Annotated in this window: 19 protein-coding genes, 3 rRNA genes and 1 other annotated feature; of the genes, 17 read left to right on the plus strand and 5 right to left on the minus strand. The window is 43.9% G+C overall.

Annotated features, from left to right (window positions below; genetic code table 11):
* Entirely contained in the window at nt 1-576 is a 576-nt protein-coding gene (gene mnmM / locus ACQ4XT_RS10335) for a tRNA 5-(aminomethyl)-2-thiouridylate-methyltransferase MnmM (protein WP_446853611.1), read from the minus strand.
* A gap of 128 nt (nt 577-704) precedes the next feature.
* Nucleotides 705-919, plus strand: a binding site (T-box leader).
* Nucleotides 920-971: 52 nt separating this feature from the next.
* Here mnmM and leuS point away from each other — a divergent pair.
* From leuS to ACQ4XT_RS10370, 7 genes are all read left to right on the plus strand, one after another.
* Complete coding sequence (gene leuS / locus ACQ4XT_RS10340) at nt 972-3,386, plus strand: leucine--tRNA ligase (protein ID WP_446853612.1); 2,415 nt, start codon at nt 972-974, stop codon at nt 3,384-3,386.
* Between the two features lie 121 nt (nt 3,387-3,507).
* Nucleotides 3,508-3,819 (plus strand): rhodanese-like domain-containing protein, encoded by a 312-nt coding sequence (locus tag ACQ4XT_RS10345; RefSeq protein ID WP_446853613.1) that lies wholly within the window; start codon nt 3,508-3,510, stop codon nt 3,817-3,819.
* A 423-nt stretch (nt 3,820-4,242) separates the two neighbouring features.
* Nucleotides 4,243-5,807, plus strand: a 16S ribosomal RNA gene (locus ACQ4XT_RS10350).
* A gap of 170 nt (nt 5,808-5,977) precedes the next feature.
* Nucleotides 5,978-8,894, plus strand: a 23S ribosomal RNA gene (locus ACQ4XT_RS10355).
* 90 nt (nt 8,895-8,984) lie between these two features.
* Nucleotides 8,985-9,098: ribosomal RNA gene (rrf, locus tag ACQ4XT_RS10360) — 5S ribosomal RNA — on the plus strand.
* The 16S, 23S and 5S rRNA genes sit together here, the layout of an rRNA operon.
* 190 nt (nt 9,099-9,288) lie before the next feature.
* Nucleotides 9,289-9,558, plus strand: a complete 270-nt coding sequence (locus ACQ4XT_RS10365) for a hypothetical protein (RefSeq protein WP_446853614.1) — start codon at nt 9,289-9,291, stop codon at nt 9,556-9,558.
* A gap of 67 nt (nt 9,559-9,625) precedes the next feature.
* The gene (locus tag ACQ4XT_RS10370; RefSeq protein WP_446853615.1) at nt 9,626-9,865 is read left to right on the plus strand and encodes a protein YuzH; all 240 of its coding nucleotides are present in this window, start codon (nt 9,626-9,628) and stop codon (nt 9,863-9,865) included.
* Between the two features lie 241 nt (nt 9,866-10,106).
* Here ACQ4XT_RS10370 and ACQ4XT_RS10375 read toward each other — a convergent pair whose 3' ends face one another.
* Nucleotides 10,107-11,366, minus strand: coding sequence for a BaiN/RdsA family NAD(P)/FAD-dependent oxidoreductase (locus ACQ4XT_RS10375; RefSeq protein ID WP_446853616.1), 1,260 nt, complete (start codon nt 11,364-11,366; stop codon nt 10,107-10,109).
* A 103-nt stretch (nt 11,367-11,469) separates the two neighbouring features.
* Between ACQ4XT_RS10375 and ACQ4XT_RS10380 the strand changes: the two genes are divergently transcribed.
* Both ACQ4XT_RS10380 and ACQ4XT_RS10385 read left to right on the plus strand, forming a co-directional pair.
* Complete coding sequence (locus tag ACQ4XT_RS10380; protein ID WP_446853617.1) at nt 11,470-13,077, plus strand: putative polysaccharide biosynthesis protein; 1,608 nt, start codon at nt 11,470-11,472, stop codon at nt 13,075-13,077.
* Between the two features lie 18 nt (nt 13,078-13,095).
* Nucleotides 13,096-13,821, plus strand: a complete 726-nt coding sequence (locus ACQ4XT_RS10385) for a pseudouridine synthase (protein WP_446853618.1) — start codon at nt 13,096-13,098, stop codon at nt 13,819-13,821.
* Nucleotides 13,822-13,889: 68 nt separating this feature from the next.
* Here the strand turns inward: ACQ4XT_RS10385 and ACQ4XT_RS10390 are convergent, their stop codons facing one another.
* Nucleotides 13,890-14,087 (minus strand): DeoR family transcriptional regulator, encoded by a 198-nt coding sequence (locus ACQ4XT_RS10390; protein WP_446855650.1) that lies wholly within the window; start codon nt 14,085-14,087, stop codon nt 13,890-13,892.
* Nucleotides 14,088-14,271: 184 nt separating this feature from the next.
* Here ACQ4XT_RS10390 and ACQ4XT_RS10395 point away from each other — a divergent pair, with 184 nt between their 5' ends.
* Genes ACQ4XT_RS10395 through ACQ4XT_RS10415 form a run of 5 tightly spaced genes read left to right on the plus strand, consistent with a single transcriptional unit; the run spans nt 14,272 to nt 19,340 of the window.
* Nucleotides 14,272-15,291, plus strand: coding sequence for a potassium channel family protein (locus ACQ4XT_RS10395; protein ID WP_446853619.1), 1,020 nt, complete (start codon nt 14,272-14,274; stop codon nt 15,289-15,291).
* A gap of 2 nt (nt 15,292-15,293) precedes the next feature.
* Nucleotides 15,294-16,667: a dipeptidase PepV gene (pepV, locus tag ACQ4XT_RS10400; RefSeq protein ID WP_446853620.1), complete on the plus strand. Its 1,374-nt coding sequence runs from the start codon at nt 15,294-15,296 to the stop codon at nt 16,665-16,667.
* Between the two features lie 18 nt (nt 16,668-16,685).
* A complete protein-coding gene (locus ACQ4XT_RS10405) occupies nt 16,686-17,867 on the plus strand; it encodes an MFS transporter (RefSeq protein WP_446855651.1) in 1,182 nt (393 codons plus the stop codon).
* Nucleotides 17,864-18,421, plus strand: a complete 558-nt coding sequence (gene thpR, locus ACQ4XT_RS10410; protein ID WP_446853621.1) for an RNA 2',3'-cyclic phosphodiesterase — start codon at nt 17,864-17,866, stop codon at nt 18,419-18,421. Before ACQ4XT_RS10405 ends, thpR begins: the two co-directional genes overlap by 4 nt.
* 1 nt (nt 18,422) lies before the next feature.
* Complete coding sequence (locus tag ACQ4XT_RS10415) at nt 18,423-19,340, plus strand: NERD domain-containing protein (RefSeq protein ID WP_446853622.1); 918 nt, start codon at nt 18,423-18,425, stop codon at nt 19,338-19,340.
* On the opposite strand, the gene ACQ4XT_RS10420 is transcribed toward ACQ4XT_RS10415, so the two are convergent.
* The gene (locus ACQ4XT_RS10420) at nt 19,327-20,346 is read right to left on the minus strand and encodes an EAL domain-containing protein (RefSeq protein WP_446853623.1); all 1,020 of its coding nucleotides are present in this window, start codon (nt 20,344-20,346) and stop codon (nt 19,327-19,329) included. The genes ACQ4XT_RS10415 and ACQ4XT_RS10420 overlap by 14 nt on opposite strands.
* 88 nt (nt 20,347-20,434) lie before the next feature.
* Here ACQ4XT_RS10420 and ACQ4XT_RS10425 point away from each other — a divergent pair, with 88 nt between their 5' ends.
* Together ACQ4XT_RS10425 and ACQ4XT_RS10430 are read left to right on the plus strand one after the other, a co-directional pair.
* Nucleotides 20,435-21,364 (plus strand): diacylglycerol/lipid kinase family protein, encoded by a 930-nt coding sequence (locus ACQ4XT_RS10425; RefSeq protein WP_446853624.1) that lies wholly within the window; start codon nt 20,435-20,437, stop codon nt 21,362-21,364.
* Between the two features lie 158 nt (nt 21,365-21,522).
* A complete protein-coding gene (locus ACQ4XT_RS10430) occupies nt 21,523-22,329 on the plus strand; it encodes a phosphotransferase (protein ID WP_446853625.1) in 807 nt (268 codons plus the stop codon).
* Nucleotides 22,330-23,133: 804 nt separating this feature from the next.
* Here ACQ4XT_RS10430 and ACQ4XT_RS10435 read toward each other — a convergent pair.
* The gene (locus ACQ4XT_RS10435) at nt 23,134-23,319 is read right to left on the minus strand and encodes a hypothetical protein (RefSeq protein WP_202410053.1); all 186 of its coding nucleotides are present in this window, start codon (nt 23,317-23,319) and stop codon (nt 23,134-23,136) included.
* Nucleotides 23,320-23,568: 249 nt separating this feature from the next.
* Between ACQ4XT_RS10435 and trmB the strand changes: the two genes are divergently transcribed.
* Nucleotides 23,569-24,213 (plus strand): tRNA (guanosine(46)-N7)-methyltransferase TrmB, encoded by a 645-nt coding sequence (gene trmB, locus ACQ4XT_RS10440; RefSeq protein ID WP_446853626.1) that lies wholly within the window; start codon nt 23,569-23,571, stop codon nt 24,211-24,213.
* Nucleotides 24,214-24,252 lie beyond the last annotated feature (39 nt).

The raw sequence follows: 24,252 nt of genomic DNA on the forward strand, positions 1-24,252 counted from the left end.
TTAGGAAAGCTTCTCGATGGCTAAGATAAAGGGAGGTGTTCTCTTTTTATTGATAAATCCATAATGGAGGACTTGGTAGTGCTTGGAATCCAACTCTGATACATATTTCATGATGGCATCTTTCTCTTCGGCTCCCCCAGGGTGTCCATGATAGACAACTAAGACCACCAGCCCTCCTTTCTTTAGAGTAGCCAGTACGTTTTCAACCGACTGGATCGTCCCTTCAGGCTTAGTTACCACAGTTTTATCACTGCCTGGCAGATAACCTAAATTGTAAATGGCTGCGGAAATATTGGTTTGGTGCTTGTCCTGTAGGTATTTTTGCACGTGGGCGTGGGAATCATGAATAAGGGTCGTATGTTCTGCCATCCCATGTTCCTTTAAACGCTCCTGAGTGTTTGAGATCGCTTGGTCCTGCACATCAAAGGCATACACATGCCCTTTCTCTCCTACAAGTTCGGCGAGAAAAGCTGTATCGTGACCGTTTCCGCACGTTCCATCTATAACGGCATCCCCAGGTTCTATCGTTTTTTTCATCAATGAATGGGCATAGTCTAAAATGCGTTCAATCGTCATGCTGCATCCTCCAATAGTATTGTTCTTTAGTATTGTAGCACGAATAGCCTTTTCATGTAGATGGACAATAAGCTTGGGCGGGTGCCGCTTGACAAAGCTGTTTTCATTCATTAATATACGGTTATAATAGCATGACGTTGAAAAGGAGTAGTAGTGATTCTTTCAAGTGATAGAGAGGCAGCGGCTGGTGGAAGCTGTCCTTGATAATCATGAACTCGCCTTGGATGTCGCAGAAGTGAACCTAAGTAGCTTCGGCCGGTGTGGTCGCCGTTATCGACGTCAAGTTGAACACAGATGTGTTAATTTGGGTGGTACCGCGGGAATCAAGCCTCTCGTCCCATACTGGGATGAGGGGCTTTTTATATTTTTTAGAGAGATTATGAGGAGGCAATGAAATGGCTTTTGATCATAAGACCATTGAAAAGAAATGGCAAAAATACTGGCTTGAAGAAAAGACATTCAAGACAGACAGTTACTCAGACAAAAAGAAATTCTATGCATTGGATATGTTCCCTTATCCATCAGGTGCGGGTCTACACGTTGGACACCCGGAAGGATACACAGCGACAGACATCCTTTCCCGCATGAAGCGGATGCAGGGCTATGAAGTGCTTCATCCGATTGGGTGGGATGCATTCGGGCTTCCGGCAGAACAATATGCATTGGATACAGGGAATGATCCTGAAGAATTCACAAAACAAAACATTGACACCTTCCGCAGGCAAATACAAGAACTGGGTTTCTCCTATGATTGGGATCGAGAAGTGAATACGACAGACCCTAATTACTACAAATGGACGCAATGGATCTTTTTGAAACTTTATGAAAAGGGTCTGGCCTATATTGACGAAGTAGCCGTGAACTGGTGTCCTGCTCTTGGCACGGTACTTGCGAACGAGGAAGTTATCGATGGTCGAAGTGAACGAGGAGATCACCCTGTTGAACGTCGCCCGATGAAACAGTGGATGCTGAAGATTACAGCTTATGCAGATCGTCTTCTTGAAGACTTGGAAGAGTTGGATTGGCCGGAGAGCATTAAAGATATGCAAAGAAATTGGATTGGCAAGTCAGAAGGGGCGGAGGTCACTTTTGAAATTGATGGTTTTAACCAATCTTTTGATGTGTTTACAACTCGACCAGACACATTATTTGGTGCAACTTATGCCGTCGTGGCTCCAGAACACCCACTGGTCGATAAAATCGTAACAGCTGAACAAAAAGATGCCGTATCCACGTATATTGAGAAAGCGCAAAACAAGAGTGATCTTGAGCGTACGGACTTGGCTAAGGATAAATCAGGGGTATTCACGGGTTCTTATGCGATCAACCCGATCAATGGTGAGAAGCTTCCAATCTGGGTGGCTGATTATGTATTGATGAGCTACGGCAGTGGCGCCATTATGGCGGTCCCTGCGCATGATGAAAGAGACTTTGAATTCGCCCAGAAATTTGACCTTCCAATCATTCCAGTCGTGGAGGGAGGAAATGTTGAAGAAGAAGCGTACACAGGAGATGGCCCCCACATCAACTCTGACTTCTTAAACGGTCTAGGGAAAGAAGAGGCAATTGAAAAGGCAATCCAATGGCTTGAAGAAAACGGGAAAGGTAAGAAACAAACAACTTACCGTCTTCGTGACTGGCTCTTCAGCCGGCAGCGTTATTGGGGTGAGCCGATTCCTGTCATCCACTGGGAAGACGGATCAATCACTGCTGTCAAAGAAGAAGAACTTCCTGTGACACTTCCAAAAACGACAGAAATTAAACCATCCGGCACAGGGGAATCCCCGCTTGCTAATATTGATGAATGGGTTAATGTCGTCGATCCTGAAACAGGCATGAAGGGGCGCAGGGAAACGAATACGATGCCTCAATGGGCAGGTAGCTGCTGGTATTATCTGCGTTATATTGATGCGAATAATGAGGAAACGTTCGCTGATTATGAAGCATTGAAAAAATGGCTTCCGGTCGATGTGTATATTGGTGGCGCGGAGCACGCGGTCCTTCACTTGTTGTATGCACGTTTCTGGCACAAAGTCCTTTACGATGCAGGAGTCGTTCCAACCAAAGAACCATTCCAAAAGCTATTCAACCAAGGCATGATTCTTGGAGAAAATAATGAAAAAATGAGTAAGTCTAAAGGGAATGTAGTCAATCCTGATGACATCGTCTACTCTCACGGAGCAGACACTCTGAGACTTTATGAAATGTTTATGGGGCCGCTTGATGCTTCAGTAGCATGGTCTGAGAACGGCTTGGACGGGGCTCGTCGTTTCCTTGATCGTGTATGGCGACTATTTGTTGCGGAAGGCGAATTGTCTGAAGCAATTAAAGAGAATGCAGGGGATACTACGTTAGAGAAGGTCTATCATGAAACCGTTAAAAAAGTGACCGAAAACTTTGAAGCCCTTCGTTTCAATACGGGAATCTCTCAAATGATGGTCTTTATTAATGATGGTTATAAAGCAGACGTTTTACCGAAAGAGTATGTAGAAGGTTTTGTTAAACTTCTATCTCCTGTCGCTCCACACCTTGCAGAAGAACTATGGCAGAAACTTGGGCACGCTGAAACGATCAGCTATCAGCCTTGGCCGGAGTTTGACGAATCTAAACTAGTCGAAGATGAAGTGGAAATCGTGGTCCAGGTTATGGGTAAAGTGCGTGCGAAAATGATGGTAAATAAAGAAGCTTCCAAAGAAGATCTAGAGAAGCAGGCACTTGAAAATGACGACGTCAAGCAGTGGCTGGAAGGAAAGACAATCAGGAAAGTTGTTGCTGTTCCAGGTAAACTAGTGAACATTGTAGCCAATTAAATCATTGATAAGCACCCTGTTTCTATAGCAGGGTGCTTTATTTGTTATTGGTCATATACCTTGACATTAATTAACAGTAAATTAAAATTAATGTGCAAACGATTAATATGGAGGGATGAAAATGAGTCGAATTAAAGAAATTACACCTCAACAAGTGGAAGAGAAAATGAACAATAACGATGACTTTACCATAATTGATGTAAGAGAAGATGAGGAAGTTTCGCAAGGAATGGTACCGAATGCAAAGCATATACGCCTTGGGGATATTCCTGAAAAAATTGAGAGCCTGCCTAAAGATCAAGAGTATGTGATGATTTGCCGTTCCGGCCGCCGCAGCATGAATGCTGCCGAATTCATGAAAGAACGTGGATTTGGGAATGTACAAAACATGGAAGGCGGAATGTTGAAGTGGCAAGGTGAGCTCGTTTTTTAACACGACGGTGTTATGTGATAACTGCTACAAAGAATTTATTACGTGGAGTCAGATTTAACTCCACACATTTGAATCGGCCCTTTCTATATAGAAGGGGCTTTTTTACTCTCTAATAATAGTTGCATTTATCTCAAAGAAATTCTATTAAACTATTGACGTGGGGAAGGTCACCATGTATTATAGATAACGTTGCTTATTTAGCAGCACAGAAAACATCTCATTAAGAGATTTATTTCAACAAATTCTATTAAACCTATTGACGACATATAGTCGATTATGCTAGAATTTGATTACTGTCGGGTGAGGCAGTACTTGATCTTTGAAAACTGAACGAACCAACCAGTACGTCAAAACATTTCTTCTTTATAGAAGAGATTTGAAACAAGCACATTCGGTGTGCAAATGAGCAAGTCAAACTTAACTTTTATGGAGAGTTTGATCCTGGCTCAGGACGAACGCTGGCGGCGTGCCTAATACATGCAAGTCGAGCGCGGGAAGCGAGTGGATCCCTTCGGGGTGAAGCTCGTGGAACGAGCGGCGGACGGGTGAGTAACACGTGGGCAACCTGCCTGTAAGATCGGAATAACCCCGGGAAACCGGGGCTAATGCCGGGTAATACTTTCTTTCGCATGAAGGAAAGTTGAAAGATGGCTTCTCGCTATCACTTACAGATGGGCCCGCGGCGCATTAGCTAGTTGGTGAGGTAACGGCTCACCAAGGCGACGATGCGTAGCCGACCTGAGAGGGTGATCGGCCACACTGGGACTGAGACACGGCCCAGACTCCTACGGGAGGCAGCAGTAGGGAATCTTCCGCAATGGACGAAAGTCTGACGGAGCAACGCCGCGTGAACGATGAAGGTCTTCGGATCGTAAAGTTCTGTTGTTAGGGAAGAACAAGTACCGTGCGAATAGAGCGGTACCTTGACGGTACCTAACGAGGAAGCCCCGGCTAACTACGTGCCAGCAGCCGCGGTAATACGTAGGGGGCAAGCGTTGTCCGGAATTATTGGGCGTAAAGCGCGCGCAGGCGGTTCCTTAAGTCTGATGTGAAAGCCCACGGCTCAACCGTGGAGGGTCATTGGAAACTGGGGAACTTGAGGGCAGAAGAGGAGAGTGGAATTCCACGTGTAGCGGTGAAATGCGTAGATATGTGGAGGAACACCAGTGGCGAAGGCGACTCTCTGGTCTGTTTCTGACGCTGAGGTGCGAAAGCGTGGGTAGCAAACAGGATTAGATACCCTGGTAGTCCACGCCGTAAACGATGAGTGCTAGGTGTTAGGGGGCTTCCACCCCTTAGTGCTGAAGTTAACGCATTAAGCACTCCGCCTGGGGAGTACGGCCGCAAGGCTGAAACTCAAAGGAATTGACGGGGGCCCGCACAAGCGGTGGAGCATGTGGTTTAATTCGAAGCAACGCGAAGAACCTTACCAGGTCTTGACATCCTTGGACAACCCTAGAGATAGGGCTTTCCCTTCGGGGACCAAGTGACAGGTGGTGCATGGTTGTCGTCAGCTCGTGTCGTGAGATGTTGGGTTAAGTCCCGCAACGAGCGCAACCCCTAATCTTAGTTGCCAGCATTCAGTTGGGCACTCTAAGGTGACTGCCGGTGACAAACCGGAGGAAGGCGGGGATGACGTCAAATCATCATGCCCCTTATGACCTGGGCTACACACGTGCTACAATGGATGGTACAAAGGGCAGCGAAGCCGCGAGGTGTAGCAAATCCCATAAAACCATTCTCAGTTCGGATTGCAGGCTGCAACTCGCCTGCATGAAGCCGGAATCGCTAGTAATCGCGGATCAGCATGCCGCGGTGAATACGTTCCCGGGCCTTGTACACACCGCCCGTCACACCACGAGAGTTGGCAACACCCGAAGTCGGTGAGGTAACCTTTTTGGAGCCAGCCGCCGAAGGTGGGGCCAATGATTGGGGTGAAGTCGTAACAAGGTAGCCGTATCGGAAGGTGCGGCTGGATCACCTCCTTTCTAAGGATATTACGGAAACGTACTGTGTTGGTTGTTCAGTTTTGAGAGATCAAACGATCTTTCAACTTGTGAACCTTGAAAACTGGATAAGGAATCATTGTTTCATCTAACGATGAGACATTTGATGACAAGACATCTAATTGAAATTGTAAACGTCTTTTCACGAAGATAGTTAAGTGAATAAGGGCGCACGGTGGATGCCTTGGTACTAGGAGCCGATGAAGGACGGGACTAACACCGATATGCTCCGGCGAGCCGTAAGTAGGCTTTGACCCGGAGATTTCCGAATGGGGAAACCCACTGTTCGTAATGGAACAGTATCCTATACTGAATACATAGGTATAGGCAGGCACACCCGGGGAACTGAAACATCTAAGTACCCGGAGGAAGAGAAAGCAAACGCGATTTCCCAAGTAGCGGCGAGCGAAACGGAATCAGCCCAAACCAGAAAGCTTGCTTTCTGGGGTTGTAGGACACTCCATTGGAGTTACCAAAGAGGAAGATAGGCGAATCGATCTGGAAAGGTCAGCCAGAGCAGGTAACAGCCCTGTAGTCGAAATCTTTCTCTCTCCGGAGTGGATCCTGAGTACGGCGGAACACGAGGAATTCCGTCGGAATCCGGGAGGACCATCTCCCAAGGCTAAATACTCCCTAGTGACCGATAGTGAACCAGTACCGTGAGGGAAAGGTGAAAAGCACCCCGGAAGGGGAGTGAAAGAGAACCTGAAACCGTGTGCCTACAAGTAGTCGGAGCCCGTTAATGGGTGACGGCGTGCCTTTTGTAGAATGAACCGGCGAGTTACGACCGTATGCGAGGTTAAGCAGCAGAAGCGGAGCCGCAGCGAAAGCGAGTCTGAATAGGGCGAGTGAGTATGCGGTCGTAGACCCGAAACCGTGTGATCTACCCATGTCCAGGGTGAAGGTCAGGTAACACTGACTGGAGGCCCGAACCCACGCAAGTTGAAAATTGCGGGGATGAGGTGTGGGTAGGGGTGAAATGCCAATCGAACACGGAGATAGCTGGTTCTCTCCGAAATAGCTTTAGGGCTAGCCTCAGAATAGAAAGTCATGGAGGTAGAGCACTGATTGGACGAGGGGCCCCTATCGGGTTACCGAATTCAGTCAAACTCCGAATGCCATAGACTTTGTTCTGGGAGTCAGACCGTGGGTGATAAGGTTCATGGTCGAGAGGGAAACAGCCCAGACCGCCAGCTAAGGTCCCAAAGTGTGTGTTAAGTGGAAAAGGATGTGGAGTTGCTTAGACAACCAGGATGTTGGCTTAGAAGCAGCCATCATTCAAAGAGTGCGTAATAGCTCACTGGTCGAGTGACTCTGCGCCGAAAATGTACCGGGGCTAAACACACCACCGAAGCTGCGGATTGATCTTATGATCAGTGGTAGGAGAGCGTTCTAAGGGCCGTGAAGTCAGACCGTAAGGACTGGTGGAGCGCTTAGAAGTGAGAATGCCGGTATGAGTAGCGAAAAAAGAGTGAGAATCTCTTTCACCGAATGCCTAAGGTTTCCTGAGGAAGGCTCGTCCTCTCAGGGTTAGTCGGGACCTAAGCCGAGGCCGAAAGGCGTAGGCGATGGACAACAGGTTGATATTCCTGTACCACCTCCTTTCCGTTTGAACGACGGGGGGACGCAGGAGGATAAGGAGAGCGCGCCACTGGATGTGCGCGTCCAAGCAGTGAGACGGTCGGATAGGCAAATCCGTCCGGCAACGTCAAGCTGTGATGGGGAGGGAAATAAAGTACCGAAGCTCCTGAGTTCACACTGCCAAGAAAATCCTCTAGTGAGGAAAGAGGTGCCCGTACCGCAAACCGACACAGGTAGGCGAGGAGAGGATCCCAAAGGTGAGCGGGAGAACTCTCGTTAAGGAACTCGGCAAAATGACCCCGTAACTTCGGGAGAAGGGGTGCTCCTCTGCCGAGGAGCCGCAGTGAAAAGGCCCAAGCGACTGTTTACCAAAAACACAGGTCTCTGCGAAGCCGTAAGGCGAAGTATAGGGGCTGACACCTGCCCGGTGCTGGAAGGTTAAGGGGATGCGTTAGCTTATGCGAAGCGTTGAACCGAAGCCCCAGTAAACGGCGGCCGTAACTATAACGGTCCTAAGGTAGCGAAATTCCTTGTCGGGTAAGTTCCGACCCGCACGAAAGGTGCAACGACTTGGGCACTGTCTCAACGAGAGACCCGGTGAAATTATACTATGTGTGAAGATGCACATTACCCGCGACAGGACGGAAAGACCCCGTGGAGCTTTACTGTAGCCTGATATTGAATGTTGGTACAGCTTGTACAGGATAGGTAGGAGCCTTGGAAGCCGGAGCGCTAGCTTCGGTGGAGGCGCTGGTGGGATACTACCCTGGCTGTACGGACATTCTAACCCAGGACCGTGATCCGGTCCGGAGACAGTGTCAGGTGGGCAGTTTGACTGGGGCGGTCGCCTCCCAAAAGGTAACGGAGGCGCCCAAAGGTTCCCTCAGAATGGTTGGAAATCATTCGCAGAGTGTAAAGGCACAAGGGAGCTTGACTGCGAGACCTACAAGTCGAGCAGGGACGAAAGTCGGGCTTAGTGATCCGGCGGTTCCGCATGGAAGGGCCGTCGCTCAACGGATAAAAGCTACCCCGGGGATAACAGGCTTATCTCCCCCAAGAGTCCACATCGACGGGGAGGTTTGGCACCTCGATGTCGGCTCATCGCATCCTGGGGCTGTAGTCGGTCCCAAGGGTTGGGCTGTTCGCCCATTAAAGCGGTACGCGAGCTGGGTTCAGAACGTCGTGAGACAGTTCGGTCCCTATCCGTCGTGGGCGTTGGAAATTTGAAAGGAGCTGTCCTTAGTACGAGAGGACCGGGATGGACACACCGCTGGTGTACCAGTTGTTCCGCCAGGAGCATCGCTGGGTAGCTACGTGTGGTCGGGATAAGTGCTGAAAGCATCTAAGCATGAAGCCCCCCTTGAGATGAGATTTCCCTTTGCTTTAAGCAAATAAGATCCCTCAGAGACGATGAGGTTGATAGGTCCGAGGTGGAAGCGTGGTGACACGTGGAGCTGACGGATACTAATGGATCGATGACTTATCTATCTGATTATCATCATTCGTGAATGACAATTGCTTTTCAAACAAGATGTTTCCTTATCCAGTTTTGAGGGTTCACCTCAAACTTTATATTGATGTGGTGGTGAAGGCGAAGAGGTCACACCTGTTCCCATGCCGAACACAGCAGTTAAGCTCTTCAGCGCCGATGGTAGTCGGGTTTACCCCCGTGAGAGTAGGACGCCGCCACGTCATACGACAACCCTTCAGGAATATTCCTGAAGGGTTGTTTATTTATGGATATCTGAAAAACATTTGGTAAAATAGTAGTGTACATAGCATTCCTAATTTTTACTAGGCTGATTCAACCGTAGAGTACATGGAAGCAAAGTGATAGGTAATAAATGATGGTATATTTTTTATGAGAGAAAGGATGTAGACCATGGCAGAATTGGTAAGGAAAAGGAATACATTTTGGAATTGGAAATACGCAATGATGCTTTTATTAATTCCAATTGGTTTTTATTTCGTATCGTTGAAGGAGGAAATTGGTTTTCTGCAACATATCTTCTATGTAGGGATTATTATATGGCTGGCCTTTGTCGGAGTATTTGGCATTACCAACCGTTATGAAAGACTAAAAACGTATGGTTTCTTATATTTATCTAGTAGTCTTCTTTTCGCTTATTTAGGACTTGTATTTATTTGGTAGAAATTGTTGAGTTTCCTAGTATTCCTCGTTATACTAAATGAGAGAATGTATGTTCGGAGGGACCCAGATGCAACTAGTGCGGTGGAGCTACTCAAGAAGAAAAATGGTCCGAGGGTATTTTGACAGGTTTCCGCATTCTACGGTTTATTTTAGACGAATACGAAGGTTTTATATTGTGTATATGGTGGATTGGGATGATACAGATCCTCTCGTTTCTCAGGAGGATCGTGAAGAAATGCAACATTTAATAAATGAGGAATTAGGTAGATTGAAAGAATATGAACAAAGAAAGTCGAGAAAGGGCTAACCCTCTCTCGACTTTTTTTGTTCCAAAATTATTCAACTCCGTTTCTAGATAACCGGGATGACGGCAAGCCTCCTCGAGCTCCGCTCAGCGTGGTCTCGCCAGCCAATCCAATCCCCCGGGAGTTTCCAGCTTCCCCCCCATTCGATATTGGTGAGAAAAGAACCCCTAGACCAAGAGGGGAGATTTTCCCCAATCCTGCCATATAGTTGAACAAAATATTGAAACTATGAACACTTTGAAGTCATGCCATCGCTTCCCATGCTGCGTGCATACCTGCGACTCTGCCGGTGACCATGGCTGAGGTGATATTATATCCACCTGTATAACCGTGGATATCAAGGATTTCTCCGCAGAAATAAAGACCTTCCATAAGCTTGGATTGCATCGTGTTCGGGATGATCTCCTTTATTGAAACTCCACCTCCTGTGACGAAGGCTTTTTCAATCGGCTGGGAGTCATAAACATGGACATGGAACTTCTTTAACATGTGAATGAAATTCCGCAATTTTTCATTTGAAATGTTTGCAGATTTCTCATCAGGGGCTATCTCGGATTTCTCAAGAACGAAATCAAGCAGGCGTTCCGGCACCATTCCTTTAATCACATTTCGGAAGGTTTTCTTCGAATGTTCTTCCATCATTTTTTGAAGTTTATCTAATAGAACGTTTTCTTTATCATCAGGAAGAGCGTCAATTTCAATGGTTACAGGACGGTGGCCTTTCATGAACTCTTTCACAACATATTGAGAGCATCTTAGAATAGCAGGACCTGATAAACCGAAATGAGTGAACAACATGTCCATCCGGTGGGTAACAATTTTTCTCCCTTTTTCATTTAACACAGAAACATCAACGTCCCTGAGTGAGAGACCTTGCAATGTCTTGTTTTTAATAAATGGATCTTTGGAAAGAAGGGGCACCTCTGTAGGGAAAAGTTCGGTAATGGTATGCCCAGCTTTTTTTGCCCATGCGTAACCATCCCCAGTGGAGCCCGTATGGGGTACAGCTTTACCTCCTACTGCAAGAATCAGGGATCGGGTCACAATCTTTTCCTTTGATTTTAAAATAACGTGGTGTTCGTTTTCTCCGTAATGAATGGCCTCCACGGGAGTTTCTTTACGAACTTCAATATTCAATTCTTCCATCCGATTCAGAAGGGCTTGTACAACATCTTTGGCCTTATTACTGACAGGAAACATTCGTCCGTGGTCTTCTTCTTTCAGTGCGACACCAAGGTCTTCGAAGAAATCGATAATGTCATAATTGTTAAATACTGAAAAAGGACTGTATAAAAATTTCCCATTCCCCGGAATATGTTTGATGACTTCCTCTTCTGGCAGGCGGTTGGTGACGTTACAACGTCCCCCTCCCGATATGGCAAGCTTTGTTCCTAGTTTTTTTCCTTTATCAATGAGTAGAGTGTCCACACCTTGCTCGGCAGCCGCAATCGCAGCCATGAGTCCTGATGGTCCTCCACCAATGACAGTTACTTGGTAAGTCATGGATGTCTTCCTTTCTTAGGTCATTCGTTCCTTGTTCTTCCTTTATCTATGATAAAATAGATGAGGTCGATTCTACAATAAAATTGAAGGTGAAAAACGAATTATGTCAAAGATACTTAAAGGTACGATGCTATTAACGGCCGGAACATTTTTGTCAAAGTTTCTAGGAATGATTTATACCGTTCCGTTTGAAAATATGGTAGGTACGGAAGGCACAGATTTATTCTCGATTGCTTACGTCCCTTACAGCATATTACTTAGTCTTTCCAGTATGGGGGTACCTGTAGCTGTTTCCAAATTTGTTTCAAAGTATAACTCTTTGGGAGACTATGAAACAGGACGAAAGATGTTAAAAGCTGGTCTGACTCTTATGTCCATTACTGGTGTATTGGCATTCTTAATTTTGTTCTTTTCTGCAGAGCAGGTGGCTGCATGGACGATTGGTGAAGACTCTGATCGCCTTGGACATGCTACGATGGTCATACAAATGGTCAGCTTTGCATTGCTTGTCATCCCTCCGATGAGTATTACCAGAGGATTCTTCCAAGGGCATGAATCCATGGCACCAACAGCTGTATCACAGGTGATTGAACAAATTGTTAGAATTGTATTCCTGCTTGTTTCTGTTTTTATTATTGTACAAGTTCTTCAAGGGCCTATTCCCCAAGCGGTTGGTTTTGCAACGTTCGCCGCGTTCATTGGTGGAATTGCTTCGTGTATCGTCCTTTATTGGTATTGGCGAAAGAGAAAGCCGTTCCTGGATCGTCAGTTAGAGGCTCAGGAGTACACGTATGGTCTCTCCAACAAGGAGATGTTTCAAGAATTATTTGCTTATGCAGGACCCTTTATTTTAGTAGGGATTGCTACACCACTGTATCAGCTTGTCGATCAGTTCACATTAGAAAAAGCAATTAAAGCCTCAGGGTTGGAGTATAACAATGCTTTTTCAATCATTAATTTCCTGAGTCATAAATTAATTATGATTCCGGTCACCCTGGGCCTCGGGTTGTCGTTAGCACTGTTACCGGCGATCACTCAGGCTTATACCAAAAATGAAATGAACCGTCTGAATCACCAGATTAACCAGGCACTGCAAATCGTTGCCCTGTTGATTATTCCGGCTGTCGTCGGTCTTTCAGTTGTTGCCTTTGAGGCCTATGGGACATTCTATGGGGTTGATGATCTCGAGTATCGGGGGGATCTATTGCGCTGGTATGCGCCTGTCGGATTGTTCCTTGCCTTATATACTGTAACTTCATCCATCCTACAAGGGATCAACAAACAGAATTTTGCTGTCATAAGTCTCGGGACAGGAATCCTATTAAAGCTGGGACTGAACTGGTGGCTCATTCAACTATTTGGAGCAAAAGGTGCAATCATTGCAACAGGCATTGGTGTTGCTGCAGCGGTTATCCTTAACTTTGGACGTATTTTCACTTCCATTGAATTTTCTTACCAACAGTTGTTTAAGAGGACGTTGCTCGTTCTGATTTTGACAACAATCATGGCATTCGTTGTGCTCTTGATCAAATGGGTGCTTAGCTTTATTTTAGATCCGATGGAAAGTAGACTGGATGCACTGATTGTTCTGTTCTTCAGTATTGGTGCTGGAGGTCTTGTTTACCTGTGGTTAACCTATCAGACAACACTGCTTGAGCGTGTCTTAGGTGATCGTGTTCGTGTACTGGATAGATTTCTAAAGAGAGGATAAAAGGAGGTTTTGTCCAAGATGAGAATTGATAAACTTTTAGCTAATATGGGATATGGCACGAGGAAAGAAGTGAAAACTCTTTTGAAGGGTGGAAACGTACGAATCAATGGAAACCCTGAAAAGAGCCCGAAAACCCATGTGAATCCTAATGAAGATTTGGTCACGGTAATGGGAGAGGAAGTAGAGTATAGAGAATACATTTATTTGATGATGAACAAACCAGGCGATTTGATTTCTGCGACGGAAGATGCGCATGATCCAACGGTGATTGATATTTTGCAGCCTGAGGACCAGGTGTTTGACCCGTTTCCTGTCGGCAGACTGGATAAGGATACAGAGGGGTTGTTGTTAATCACCAATGACGGTCAGCTTAATCATCGACTAACCTCTCCTAAAAAAGATGTAGGGAAGACTTACTTCGCTGTGATTGATGGAAAAGTAACTGAAGAAGATGTAAGGAAATTCTCAGAAGGAGTCACTCTGGATGATGGGTATCAAACCAAGCCAGGGAAATTGGTTATTCTCAAATCCGGAGATGTTTCCGAAATAGAGTTAACTATCACAGAAGGGAAATTCCACCAGGTGAAGCGGATGTTTGAAGCCGTTGATAAGAAGGTGACGTATCTTAAAAGGGTGATGATCGGCGAACTGGGGCTTGATGAGGATCTCGACCTTGGAGAGTACAGAGAGCTGACAGATGAGGAAATTGACTATCTGATGGGAATCACAAACTTAGAACAGTAGACAACTTTGAATGATTAACCAAAAAAACACCCGGAATCTTTTCCGGGTGTCATCTATATCCTTATCTTCTATGATATTTTGACTTTCTTTTCAGTGATTGTCCATTTTCCACGGTTCGGACTTGATACAAGCCCGTTGTATTCCAAAATGCTTAAGTCCCTCTGCATAGTACGGTCAGTGATACCGAACTCGTCTGATAACTCATTAGTCGATACTGTTCCCCGGTCTCTAATATAGAGGTAAACAGCTTTGATACGATTGAGCATGCGGGATGATGGATGATTCAAAAAACCACTCCTTAATCGTCATTGTATGGAACTTGTGGTGCATGTGAATCTCTGAAGTTGGTTTCATTCTACAATAATGAGATGGAACGTGCTACTAAAATCGTTTTAATTTACAGATTATTCATCTAATTTACAAAATATTAAAAGTTAGGAGGCTGGAACTATGATTTTACTTCGAAAGATCTTTTTGAAGATGGTCAGAGTAAACAATACTATACTTTTTACTGCAAGCGCTCTGCTTATTCTTTTCTCGAGTATTTTAATCGTTGTGGTAGAAAATGATACATTCCCAACTTTTTTTGATGGCTTCTGGTGGGTGATGACAACGGTTACCACGGTAGGATATGGGGATTATTTTCCGGTGACTGTAGCAGGTCGTTCCATTGCGATACTATTATATGTCATAGGTATTGGACTTATTGGTATTGTCATAGGAAAAATTATTGATGGCTTAGCCATCTTTCGAAAAAAACGATTGGAAGGTGATATCGTGTATAAAGATAGTGGTCATTTTGTCATTATTGGGTGGTCTCAAAAAGCCCATTTTGCAGTAAAGGAAATGATAGAAACAAATAAGGAATGCAATATTGTCATCATCGATCAATTAAAAGAAGCTCCAATTCTTACAGAAAATATCCATTACATAAAAGGCGATGCTTCGGACGAGGAGACGCTGCAAAAGGCAAACATATCCCAAGCAAAGGCTGTCCTTATTTTTGCCGATGAGCGATTAGGTAATGAACAGATGACCGATGGGAAAACTCTTTTAATCGCTTCTTCTATTGAGACTGTAGCCCCGAATGTGCATACCATTGCGGAAATTATGGAAGAGAAACATGTGAAAAACTTTAAACATGCTCAAATCGATGAATTCATTGTTTCTAATGAAACAATTTCTTCCCTTGCCGTTCGTTCGGCTTTCAGAAAAGGTGTCTCCGGCATCTATGGACAATTGCTTAAGAGATCGGTAGGGGAAGACTTGTATTATATTCCGAAAAAAAGAAGCTGGAGAACATATCGAGATGCTTTTCAGTCTTTACTTGATGAGGGTGCGACTTTAATTGCTGATCGGAATGACCTAGCCATTAATCGAAAATTAGATGAATCCATACCTGACGAGGCAGAGTTATACGCTGTATGTGACAAGCCGACTTATGAAAAAATTCTTAGTAAAGGAGAATGAAAATGGATTTTCACGCTTTGAGTAAGAGGTATGAAAAGGACTATTTAGAGAACGTAATGGAATTGTTGAAAATTCCGAGTGTTTTCGAGGAAGATCATGTGTATCCCTATGGAAAACCTATCCATGAGGCGCTGGAAAAAATGCTCCGGATCGGGGAAGAAGATGGTTTTCTTACTAAGAATGTAGATGGGCATGGCGGGCATATTGAATTTGGCGAAGGAGATGAGATTATTGGTGTTCTTGGCCATTTGGATGTTGTACCCGCAGGAGAGGATTGGACCACCCCTCCTTTTGAACCGACAATCCGGGAAGGGAAATTATACGCCCGCGGTGCTCAAGATGATAAAGGACCTGTGATGGCTGCATACATTGCTATGAAGATTTTAAAAGAGCAAGGGTTTCAACCCAGGAAAAAAATCCGTTTAATCCTCGGTACAGATGAAGAGCGGGATTGGAAGGGGATCAATTATTATTTTAAATCCGAGACCATGCCTTCACTGGGCTTCACCCCTGATGCATCCTTTCCGGTCATTCATGCAGAAAAAGGGTTGTTAGACAGCTACATCACCTATCCAGTACCTGAAAATGAGGGGGAAACAAAGGTGGTTTCCGTGCATGGTGGTGACCGCTTGAATATGGTTCCTGATGAGGCAGTGGCATGGATTGAATCTCCACTGAATATAGAGGAGGTTTTCAATGTTTATTCAGCTCAGTACAAGCTTAAAGGGACAGTAAAGGCTACAGGCGGGCGGTATGAGGTGAAAGTGAAAGGGAATGCCGTCCATGCTAGCAAACCGGAAGAAGGATTAAATGCAGTTACAGCTTTACTACGTTTTCTGCAATCCCTTCCGCTGAATGATGAGTATAAATTATTTATCCAGAATATATATAAAGCTTTTAAAACAACAGATGGTAAAGGGTTGAATGTAAAACAAACCGATGAAGTGTCCGGAGCGCTCACTTCAAACCTTGGATCGATCGTAATAGATGAACATACATGTAAACTTGGTTTCAATCTTAGGTATCCTGTAAGTGCAGATTATAGTGTCATTGATCAGAAATTAAAAGATTTTGCTGCAAAAAGCAGGGGTGCGTATGAAGTCTATGATCACCTGGCATCGATTCACTTGGAAAAGGACCATCCGTTTGTAAAAACATTGCTTTCTGTTTATAACAAAGTTACAGGTGAAGAAGCGGAAGTGAAGACGATGGGAGGGGCGACCTATGCAAGAGCCCTTGAAGCGGGAGTAGCTTTCGGGGCGTTATTTGATGATAGTCCGGATACGGCTCACCAAAAGGACGAGCATGTCAGGGTATCTGATATGATCAAGGCCATACAAATCTATGCCGAAAGTCTATATGAATTGACAAGATAAAAAGAGAGGGACCACTTGATGGCCAGACATTCCACGGAGAGAACATATCGCTTTATTCAGTTGTTTTACTTTTTTACTTTTTTTGCATTCGGTTCAATCTTTCCACTACTTTCTGTCTTTTTAGAAGAGGAAAAAGGGCTGAGCCACACTCAGATTGGAATGGTTATCGCAGCCCTTCCTCTTGTCACCATATTTGTACAACCGGTTTGGGGAATGCTTAGTGATTATACAAGGAATCCGAAACGATTGTTAATGATCGCTTCCATTTTTGCTTCCGTTCTTGGGATTTTTTATCCCTGGTTGCAACTATTTCCTATCCTTTTGCTGGGCATCATTTGTATCGCGTTGTTCCAGTCAGGGATCGTTCCTCTGTCGGACAGCCTATCATTAAATTTTGTCCAGAGGAATGGAAAGGAATATGGAAACATCAGGTTATGGGGAGCGGTAGGTTTTGCTGTGGCTGTATTTGTCTTAGGACGGTTGACAGAAGCGACTGGTTCGATGAACTGGATTTTTTATTCTTTTTCGTTAGGATTACTGTTCGCCTTAATCACGTTATTTGAATTTCCTAAGCGCGCCGATGAGGTGACGGTTTCCTTTAGAGAAGGATTAAAGACCTTAATCCAAGAAAAGCCTTTCCTGCTTTTTCTTGTATCTAATTTTCTCATCTTTGGTCCTGTCCTAGCGAATAATTATTATTTTGGTACGTTTATATTAGCTGTAGGGGGAACACTTTCAGGTGTAGGGCTTGCTTTTTTGCTTGCGGCTGGAAGTGAGGCTCCATTTATGAAATTCGCCCAGATGGTCATTAATCGTTTTGGAGTCGTATTTATTATTATTATCAGCGCTTCCGTTTCTTGTTTGAGGTGGTTGTTTTATTATTTTGAACCTTCAAGTACAGTTGTCTATGCAACAACGATTGCTCAAGGCATATCCGTAGGGCTTTACATTCCCGCTGCTCTCATTCTAGTACGTGAATTAGCTCCAAACAATGTAAGGGCGACTGCTGTAGGCTTATATTCAGCGGTCGGGAACGGCCTTGGGAATGCTTGCTTTACATTTGCTGGAGGAGTAATTATCGATCTTTGGAGTGTGTCTTTCATGTATGGTGTGTTTGCTTTCATGACTTTTGTAGGGATCATCATTCTCCTGTTCGTTAACAAAATGGTTCAATCTGAAGTGAAGGGGCGTATAGCATGAGTCATTATTTTATTGGTATAAAAGTCCATTCTGAGATTAGTGAAAAATTAATGAACTGGCAATCCATTCTAAGAGATGCGATGAATTATAAAGATTGGACCGCAAAAGAAGATCTGCATGTTACATTAAAGTTTCTTGGTAGTTGTTCCGATGAAACGGTTGAACGATATGTCCAACGTTTAAAAAATGAAAGTTGGCCCTCTGACTATTCTTTAACTGTTGGTCCGGCCGGTGGATTCGGTGATCGGCAGCGACCGAGGGTCTTCCATGCTCAAGTGCAGCGGGCACCTTCTTTAATGGAAACAAAAGAAAAAGTGGACAGTATTGGTGAAGAATTAGGCTTTCAAAAGGAAAACCGTGAGTTCAATCCGCACATTACATTGGCAAAAAAGGAGGCAGAAGGAGTGTCACCATTAATGGAGGCATCCAAGGAATCTGTCCTATTTGAGACATATGAAATGGTGGTAACCGAATTCTCCTTTTTCCGTATCCATCCTGGAAAACATCCAAAATACGAAACTGTTACGACAATTAAAGGTGGTCAGATTATATAATATGGCACAACTGATTAAATTAAGGGATTATATTTCCAGATATGAAACGAATATCTATCAATATCCAAGCCAATTCGTGAAATTGAAAAGTGACCATTGGAATAAAATGAAAAAACGGTTCGAACAAGGATGGAGCGAAAGACCAATAGAAGAAAGCATAAGAAGAGAAGAAGACATGCAAAAAGGAATTAAAAAGTTTTTCAAAAAGAAACCAAGAGAAGAAGAGGAAAAAAACCGGGAAGACCCGGTGAGCGAAGATAGTTTCCCGTCCACTGAGGAAGAGTTGAAACAATACTACCTGGATGGTTTGGTTCCTTTTCAGTTGAAATGGGCTACGACTACTTTAAGAGAAAAATCGTTTCTCGATCCCTCATACAAGCAGAATTCTGACTTAAAATATTTTTTACAGCGGTTCCCGGATACCTTCCTTCTCATGTTTGAGCCTGTTGGGCAAATGAAAAGCGCAGAATTGGAAATCGACCATCTTCTAATCGGTCCATCAGGTATTGAGATCATCGCCCTCCTTTCTCACCAAAACGGCGAAGCTATTCATGCTACTTCAGAGAAGAGTTGGTATATTGAAAAAGAGGGAGTGCAAAGCAAGGTGCTGAGCCCGATGCACTCCCTCAGGAGAACGGAAACATTTGTGAAAAGTGTACTGAATAAGTATCAGTTGGACTTTCCCTATCGTAAAATCGTCTTATCTAAAGATATGTCATTTATTTCGGGACAAGTACCCTATAGAACCGACTGGATTGGTAAGGATCGATATTCCTCATGGTTGCACGAGAAAAGGTCGGTAAGAGCTCCTTTGAAACACGATCAATTAAAGGTAGCAGAAGCTTTGATGAAACATTGCAGGACCATTGCTGTTAAACGTCCGGAGTGGGACATGGACGAAAGTTTTACGGAAGGATGAGTTCCTTTTCAGGCACAGCCTGTGGCTTTCCGATGTAGTAACCTTGACCAAAATCAACACCTAATCGTTGAAGCCATTCCCATTCTTCTTGCAATTCGATCCCTTCAGCAAGAACGTGGATGTTTAACTTTTTTGCTCGCTCCATTACATCGAATAGAAAAGCTTGATTGTTCACATCCGAATGACAATTTTGAATGTAAGAGCGATCGATTTTTAAATAATCCGGTTGAAGCAGGCTGAGCATCTCTAATGTGCTGTAACCGGAACCGACATCATCCAATGCCACTTTCATTCCCGACGCTTTATACGTTTCAAGAATGGATTTTAAATGCTCCACATCATCGATTTTCTCCGTTTCAACGACTTCAAAGACGAGGTCCTCGGGGTCAATGTTGAATTCTTTAACGATTTGAAAGGTGTGCTTCAAGCAAAATTCCGGGACATAAATCGTGGATGGAAGGAAGTTGATAAATATCTTATCCCCGGCATTCAGATGTTCTGATTTTGCTTTTACTGCGGTTCTACGGGCTTTTTGATCCAGCATGGACTGGAGACCAGAGCGGCTGGCATATGAAAATAATTCCCCGGGAGGTACAGAAAGGTCTTTTGTTCGGAGAAGCGACTCATATCCGTACACATGGTTGTTTTTCATGTCAACAATCGGTTGTAAGTGCGATTGGAAAAGCCCGGAATGTATCAACTCTGCTAATTCAGGATATTGTAATCTTTCATATAAATGTTGAATAGATATGGGAAATGATTGAGATCTCTCGGTATTTAGAATATGTATCCAATAATCAGGGGGCGATCCTTCAAGCCAATCAACCAGCGCAAGTCTTAATTCCTCTTTACTCCTATAGGTATAAACTTTCGCCTCCTCACTCTTATGGGTGAGAGGTAGGAATGGCTCCTTTCCTGCTTGATTTGAGTGTTTAGGGTTCAAGACTAATGCACCCTGTTCCGGAATAAATACAGAAGTCCCACAATATTGACAATCCTTCGCCAAAATAAATTCCTCCTTTTTTACTAATAGTATACTAGAATAATAGAAAAGTTGTATAATGATACGATTACAAAGGTAGGAGAAATGTCTCATGTACATAATGATTGTCAATCCAGAAGCTGGTAATGGTAAAGCAATGAGCCTGTTTCGGCGCATACAAAATGAACCGCTTTATAAAAAAGAGAATTGTCGTTCATTCCTAACTGAAGAAGCCGGGCATGCAGAAAGCCTCGCTCTTCAAGTAACCAAAATCCATCATGAGTCTTTAAAAGCAATTATTGTCCTCGGTGGGGATGGGACCCTCCACGAAGTCGTGAATGGGATAAGAAATTATCCTGAAACTCCTGTTTGTTTTATACCAGCGGGTTCCGGGAATGATTTTGCCAGGGGGATGTCCTTAAAGAAGCGAGGGCTTAAGTTGTTTCGATCTTATGTGAGAAGTCCCAAGAAATCGAAAGTATTTCTTGCGAATTACAGTCTTAATCAGAGGCAGAAGCATGGAAGGCGTACGTTTATGAACAGTATCGGCTTTGGTCTGGATGGTATGGTGGCAGCAGCAGCCAACCAGCAAAAATACCGTTCATGGACAAGGAGGCTTCACCTAACTAAACTTACCTATCCTCTAGCTCTTCTTCGGTCCATATCGAAGGCTGAACCCGTCCACTTTAACCTTCTTCTTGACGGCAAACAATTGAACATCCAACAAGCCATGATGGTGACCATAACCAATCATCCTTATTATGGTGGTGGAATGAAGATTGCCCCAAAGTCGAAGATAAACAGTAAAGGGATGTCCATTCTTGTAGTCAAACCAATATCAAAGAAGAAGTTATTGGCCATGTTTATCAGTGTATTCTTTGGTCTGCATACAAAGATGAAGGAAGTGGAAGAGTGGAAAGCTTCCTCTGTACATATAAGTTCAGCACAACCACTTCCTTTCCAAGTGGACGGTCAAAGTGGCTCTTGTTTTGATTGCAGCATCAAGAAAGCGGAAACATCGACAACATTCTACTCGGATTGATAGATATCTCTTGAAAGTTGACAGAATGATGGGTTAATCTAAAATAAGGTAACTGTTGAATCGGTATCATGAAAATTTTGGATCATTACCAAAGTACGATATACTAGAACAACAAACAAAGACGTGATTCAATCACAAGAGGATTTGAGGAATTGAAGGTGAATTGGTTGGAACATATTCTTGGTAGTAATTGGACGATAACACCAGCAGGCGGTTCGACAGGAGAAGCCTACTACGCTCAGACCGAAGGGAAACGTTTATTCCTAAAACGAAACTCTTCCCCCTTTTTAGCCGTTTTATCTGCTGAAGGTATTGTGCCCAAGCTTGTTTGGACCAAACGGCTTGAGAATGGAGATGTAATTACAGCGCAGGAGTGGCTGGAAGGGCGCGAATTAAAGCCTGAAGAAATGAAACATAGACGTGTGGCAAACCTTCTTAGCAAAATCCACCATTCTACCGAACTTCTTGATATGCTCATGAGGCTCGGGAAACATCCCTTAACACCGGATGAAGTACTGAAAGATATAAAAGAAAACCAAAAAATCCTGGATCAAGTAGATCCCCGTATTGAAATTCATCAAGCCATAAAGTTTTTAGAAAAACACGCTCACCATGTCCACCATGATGTACACGTCGTTTGTCATTGTGATACAAACCATAATAATTGGTTATTGTCTTCCAAAGACCAGCTGTATCTTATTGACTGGGATAACGCAATGGTAGCTGATCCTGCTCTTGATCTTGGCATGCTATTGTATAATTATATCCCTGAAGATCACTGGAACGTATGGTTAAAAGAATATGGAATCTACCCTGACTCTCATATGTTTGAGCGAATGAAGTGGTACTCTGTATCCCAGGCGCTGGCTTTCATCCAGTGGCATCAAATGAGAGGCGAATACGATGAAGCTTCCATTCGGACAGAGAAGCTGAAAAAAATTATGAAAAAGCATGAAATCATATAAAAAAGTTCCATCTGAATTTATTCAGATGGAACTTTTTAAATTTCACACATATTCAACTAAATGGCAGGTTTCTTAAAGACTCAGTTTCGATACTTTTATTGAGTGGGTGGGGGCTGCAGGGAATAACTCGCTTTCCGCGGGAGCGCGGTGAGCCTCCTCGGACTGCGTCCTGTGGGGTCTCACCCTGCACTTTTTTCCCTCTTCGATATCCGGTTCCGGCGCCTAGCGGCTAGTGAGACTTCCCTCGCTTCTGTACGATAAGTCAACATCGAATCACTCCGTTCTTCGTGTTTCCTTTATCTCCGCCAGCTCCGTCCAGTCCATACGCCGCTGATCGAGGCGCCTGCACACTTAAGTAAGGAATCTCGCCATTCCCCTCCGCCCTTTGCGATATAAGTGTCTCGAAACCACTTCTAAAAAATCAGCTTGTATGGTTGTGAGAAGTGGAATCCACATACAGGGTAAAACAACTTCCAAAACCGCTGCTCTCTAGTTAAAAAGATCTCTGTATGCTTGCTTAACAAGTATATACGCTTGCGGCTCTCTTAGGTATGAAAAACATAAGTGGTTTCGAGACAATTATAAAGTTAAGGGGCGGAGGGAAACGGTGAGACTCCTATGGGACGTGTGGGACAGGTGAGACCCCGGAAGGCGTAGCCTGAGGAGGCTCACCGCCCGCCCCATGGAAAGCGAACCTTTTCCCGCAGCCCCATCCACTCAACAAAAGTCTCGAAACTGAGTCTTCAAGAAAAGGGAGCGTTAGTGAAAGAGTAGAGGGTTTAATGTGAAAAAAAAAACCGCTGCTTAAGCAACGGTTTTTTCAGTAGCTGGTGTATATTTAAGTTTCTTTTCTTTAACTTCAGCGCTCATCATTTCTGATAATTTTTCAAAAGGATATATAAATAGTGCATACCCTGCAAATAGAACAGAGAAAACAGCCAGTACAGTCAGTTCAATCGTTTTAGAGATCATTTTCATAATTTCGATCATCACTCCTGTTTATTTAATAAGGCACGATACTAATGCTATATCAGTAAGCGCTTACAACCCAACCCCCTAAACCATTCATATTTCGAAATTTATCGTTGATATTAATATTGGTGTATCATTAGCTCATCCATTGTCTTATATAAACGATTTAGATCTGTTTTTCCTCATATAGCAAGCAAAACGAGAAAAATTTTTATTTTTACCAGCTTCGTGGTACCATTTTATCGATAAGAAGGAGGAATCCAGTACATGCGTTTAAGAAATAAACCGTGGGCCGATGATTTTTTAAGGGAAAATGATGCAATTGTCGTCCAACAACCATTTGAAATGAAAGGTAAATGGAAGGAGCTATTCGATAACCAAGAGCAGCCCCTGCATTTAGAAATAGGTTCAGGTAAAGGTCAGTTTATTGCTGGTATGGGGAAACAGCATCAGGATGTTAATTTTGTCGGATTGGAATTTGTAAAGAGTGTAATTGTCGGAGCTGTCAAGAAAGTACTGGCAGCTGAAACTACCAATGTCCGTATGGTTAACGAAAATGCAAAAGACCTAAGGGATTTGTTTGAAGATCATGAAGTGGATCATATTTACTTGAACTTTTCAGATCCATGGCCGAAGAATAAACATGAAAAACGCCGTTTGACTTTCCACACGTTCTTGGAACAGTATAAAGCCGTGTTGAAGGAAGAAGGACAAGTTACATTAAAGACAGATAACAAAGGGCTCTTTGAGTACTCTCTCGTAAGCTTTTCAAATTTCGGAATGATATTGGAAGATGTCTCCGTGGACTTGCATGCAGATGAAGACCCTTTAAATGTGGAGACAGAATACGAGGAGAAGTTTTCCGCAAAGGGACAGCCCATCTATCGTTGTACAGCACGTTTCTCTAAATGATACCGTTTTCATTAGCTCTAGTTATTGTGATAAACTAGA

This window comes from Halobacillus sp. 12SKB, from assembly GCF_052941655.1.

Coding starts and splice junctions, on each gene's coding strand:
- mnmM (WP_446853611.1), bottom strand. CDS start 576: ATGACGATTGAACGCATTTTAGACTATGCCCATTCATTGATGAAAAAA.
- leuS (WP_446853612.1), top strand. CDS start 972: ATGGCTTTTGATCATAAGACCATTGAAAAGAAATGGCAAAAATACTGG.
- ACQ4XT_RS10345 (WP_446853613.1), top strand. CDS start 3,508: ATGAGTCGAATTAAAGAAATTACACCTCAACAAGTGGAAGAGAAAATG.
- ACQ4XT_RS10365 (WP_446853614.1), top strand. CDS start 9,289: ATGGCAGAATTGGTAAGGAAAAGGAATACATTTTGGAATTGGAAATAC.
- ACQ4XT_RS10370 (WP_446853615.1), top strand. CDS start 9,626: ATGCAACTAGTGCGGTGGAGCTACTCAAGAAGAAAAATGGTCCGAGGG.
- ACQ4XT_RS10375 (WP_446853616.1), bottom strand. CDS start 11,366: ATGACTTACCAAGTAACTGTCATTGGTGGAGGACCATCAGGACTCATG.
- ACQ4XT_RS10380 (WP_446853617.1), top strand. CDS start 11,470: ATGTCAAAGATACTTAAAGGTACGATGCTATTAACGGCCGGAACATTT.
- ACQ4XT_RS10385 (WP_446853618.1), top strand. CDS start 13,096: ATGAGAATTGATAAACTTTTAGCTAATATGGGATATGGCACGAGGAAA.
- ACQ4XT_RS10390 (WP_446855650.1), bottom strand. CDS start 14,087: ATGCTCAATCGTATCAAAGCTGTTTACCTCTATATTAGAGACCGGGGA.
- ACQ4XT_RS10395 (WP_446853619.1), top strand. CDS start 14,272: ATGATTTTACTTCGAAAGATCTTTTTGAAGATGGTCAGAGTAAACAAT.
- pepV (WP_446853620.1), top strand. CDS start 15,294: ATGGATTTTCACGCTTTGAGTAAGAGGTATGAAAAGGACTATTTAGAG.
- ACQ4XT_RS10405 (WP_446855651.1), top strand. CDS start 16,686: ATGGCCAGACATTCCACGGAGAGAACATATCGCTTTATTCAGTTGTTT.
- thpR (WP_446853621.1), top strand. CDS start 17,864: ATGAGTCATTATTTTATTGGTATAAAAGTCCATTCTGAGATTAGTGAA.
- ACQ4XT_RS10415 (WP_446853622.1), top strand. CDS start 18,423: ATGGCACAACTGATTAAATTAAGGGATTATATTTCCAGATATGAAACG.
- ACQ4XT_RS10425 (WP_446853624.1), top strand. CDS start 20,435: ATGTACATAATGATTGTCAATCCAGAAGCTGGTAATGGTAAAGCAATG.
- ACQ4XT_RS10435 (WP_202410053.1), bottom strand. CDS start 23,319: ATGATCGAAATTATGAAAATGATCTCTAAAACGATTGAACTGACTGTA.
- trmB (WP_446853626.1), top strand. CDS start 23,569: ATGCGTTTAAGAAATAAACCGTGGGCCGATGATTTTTTAAGGGAAAAT.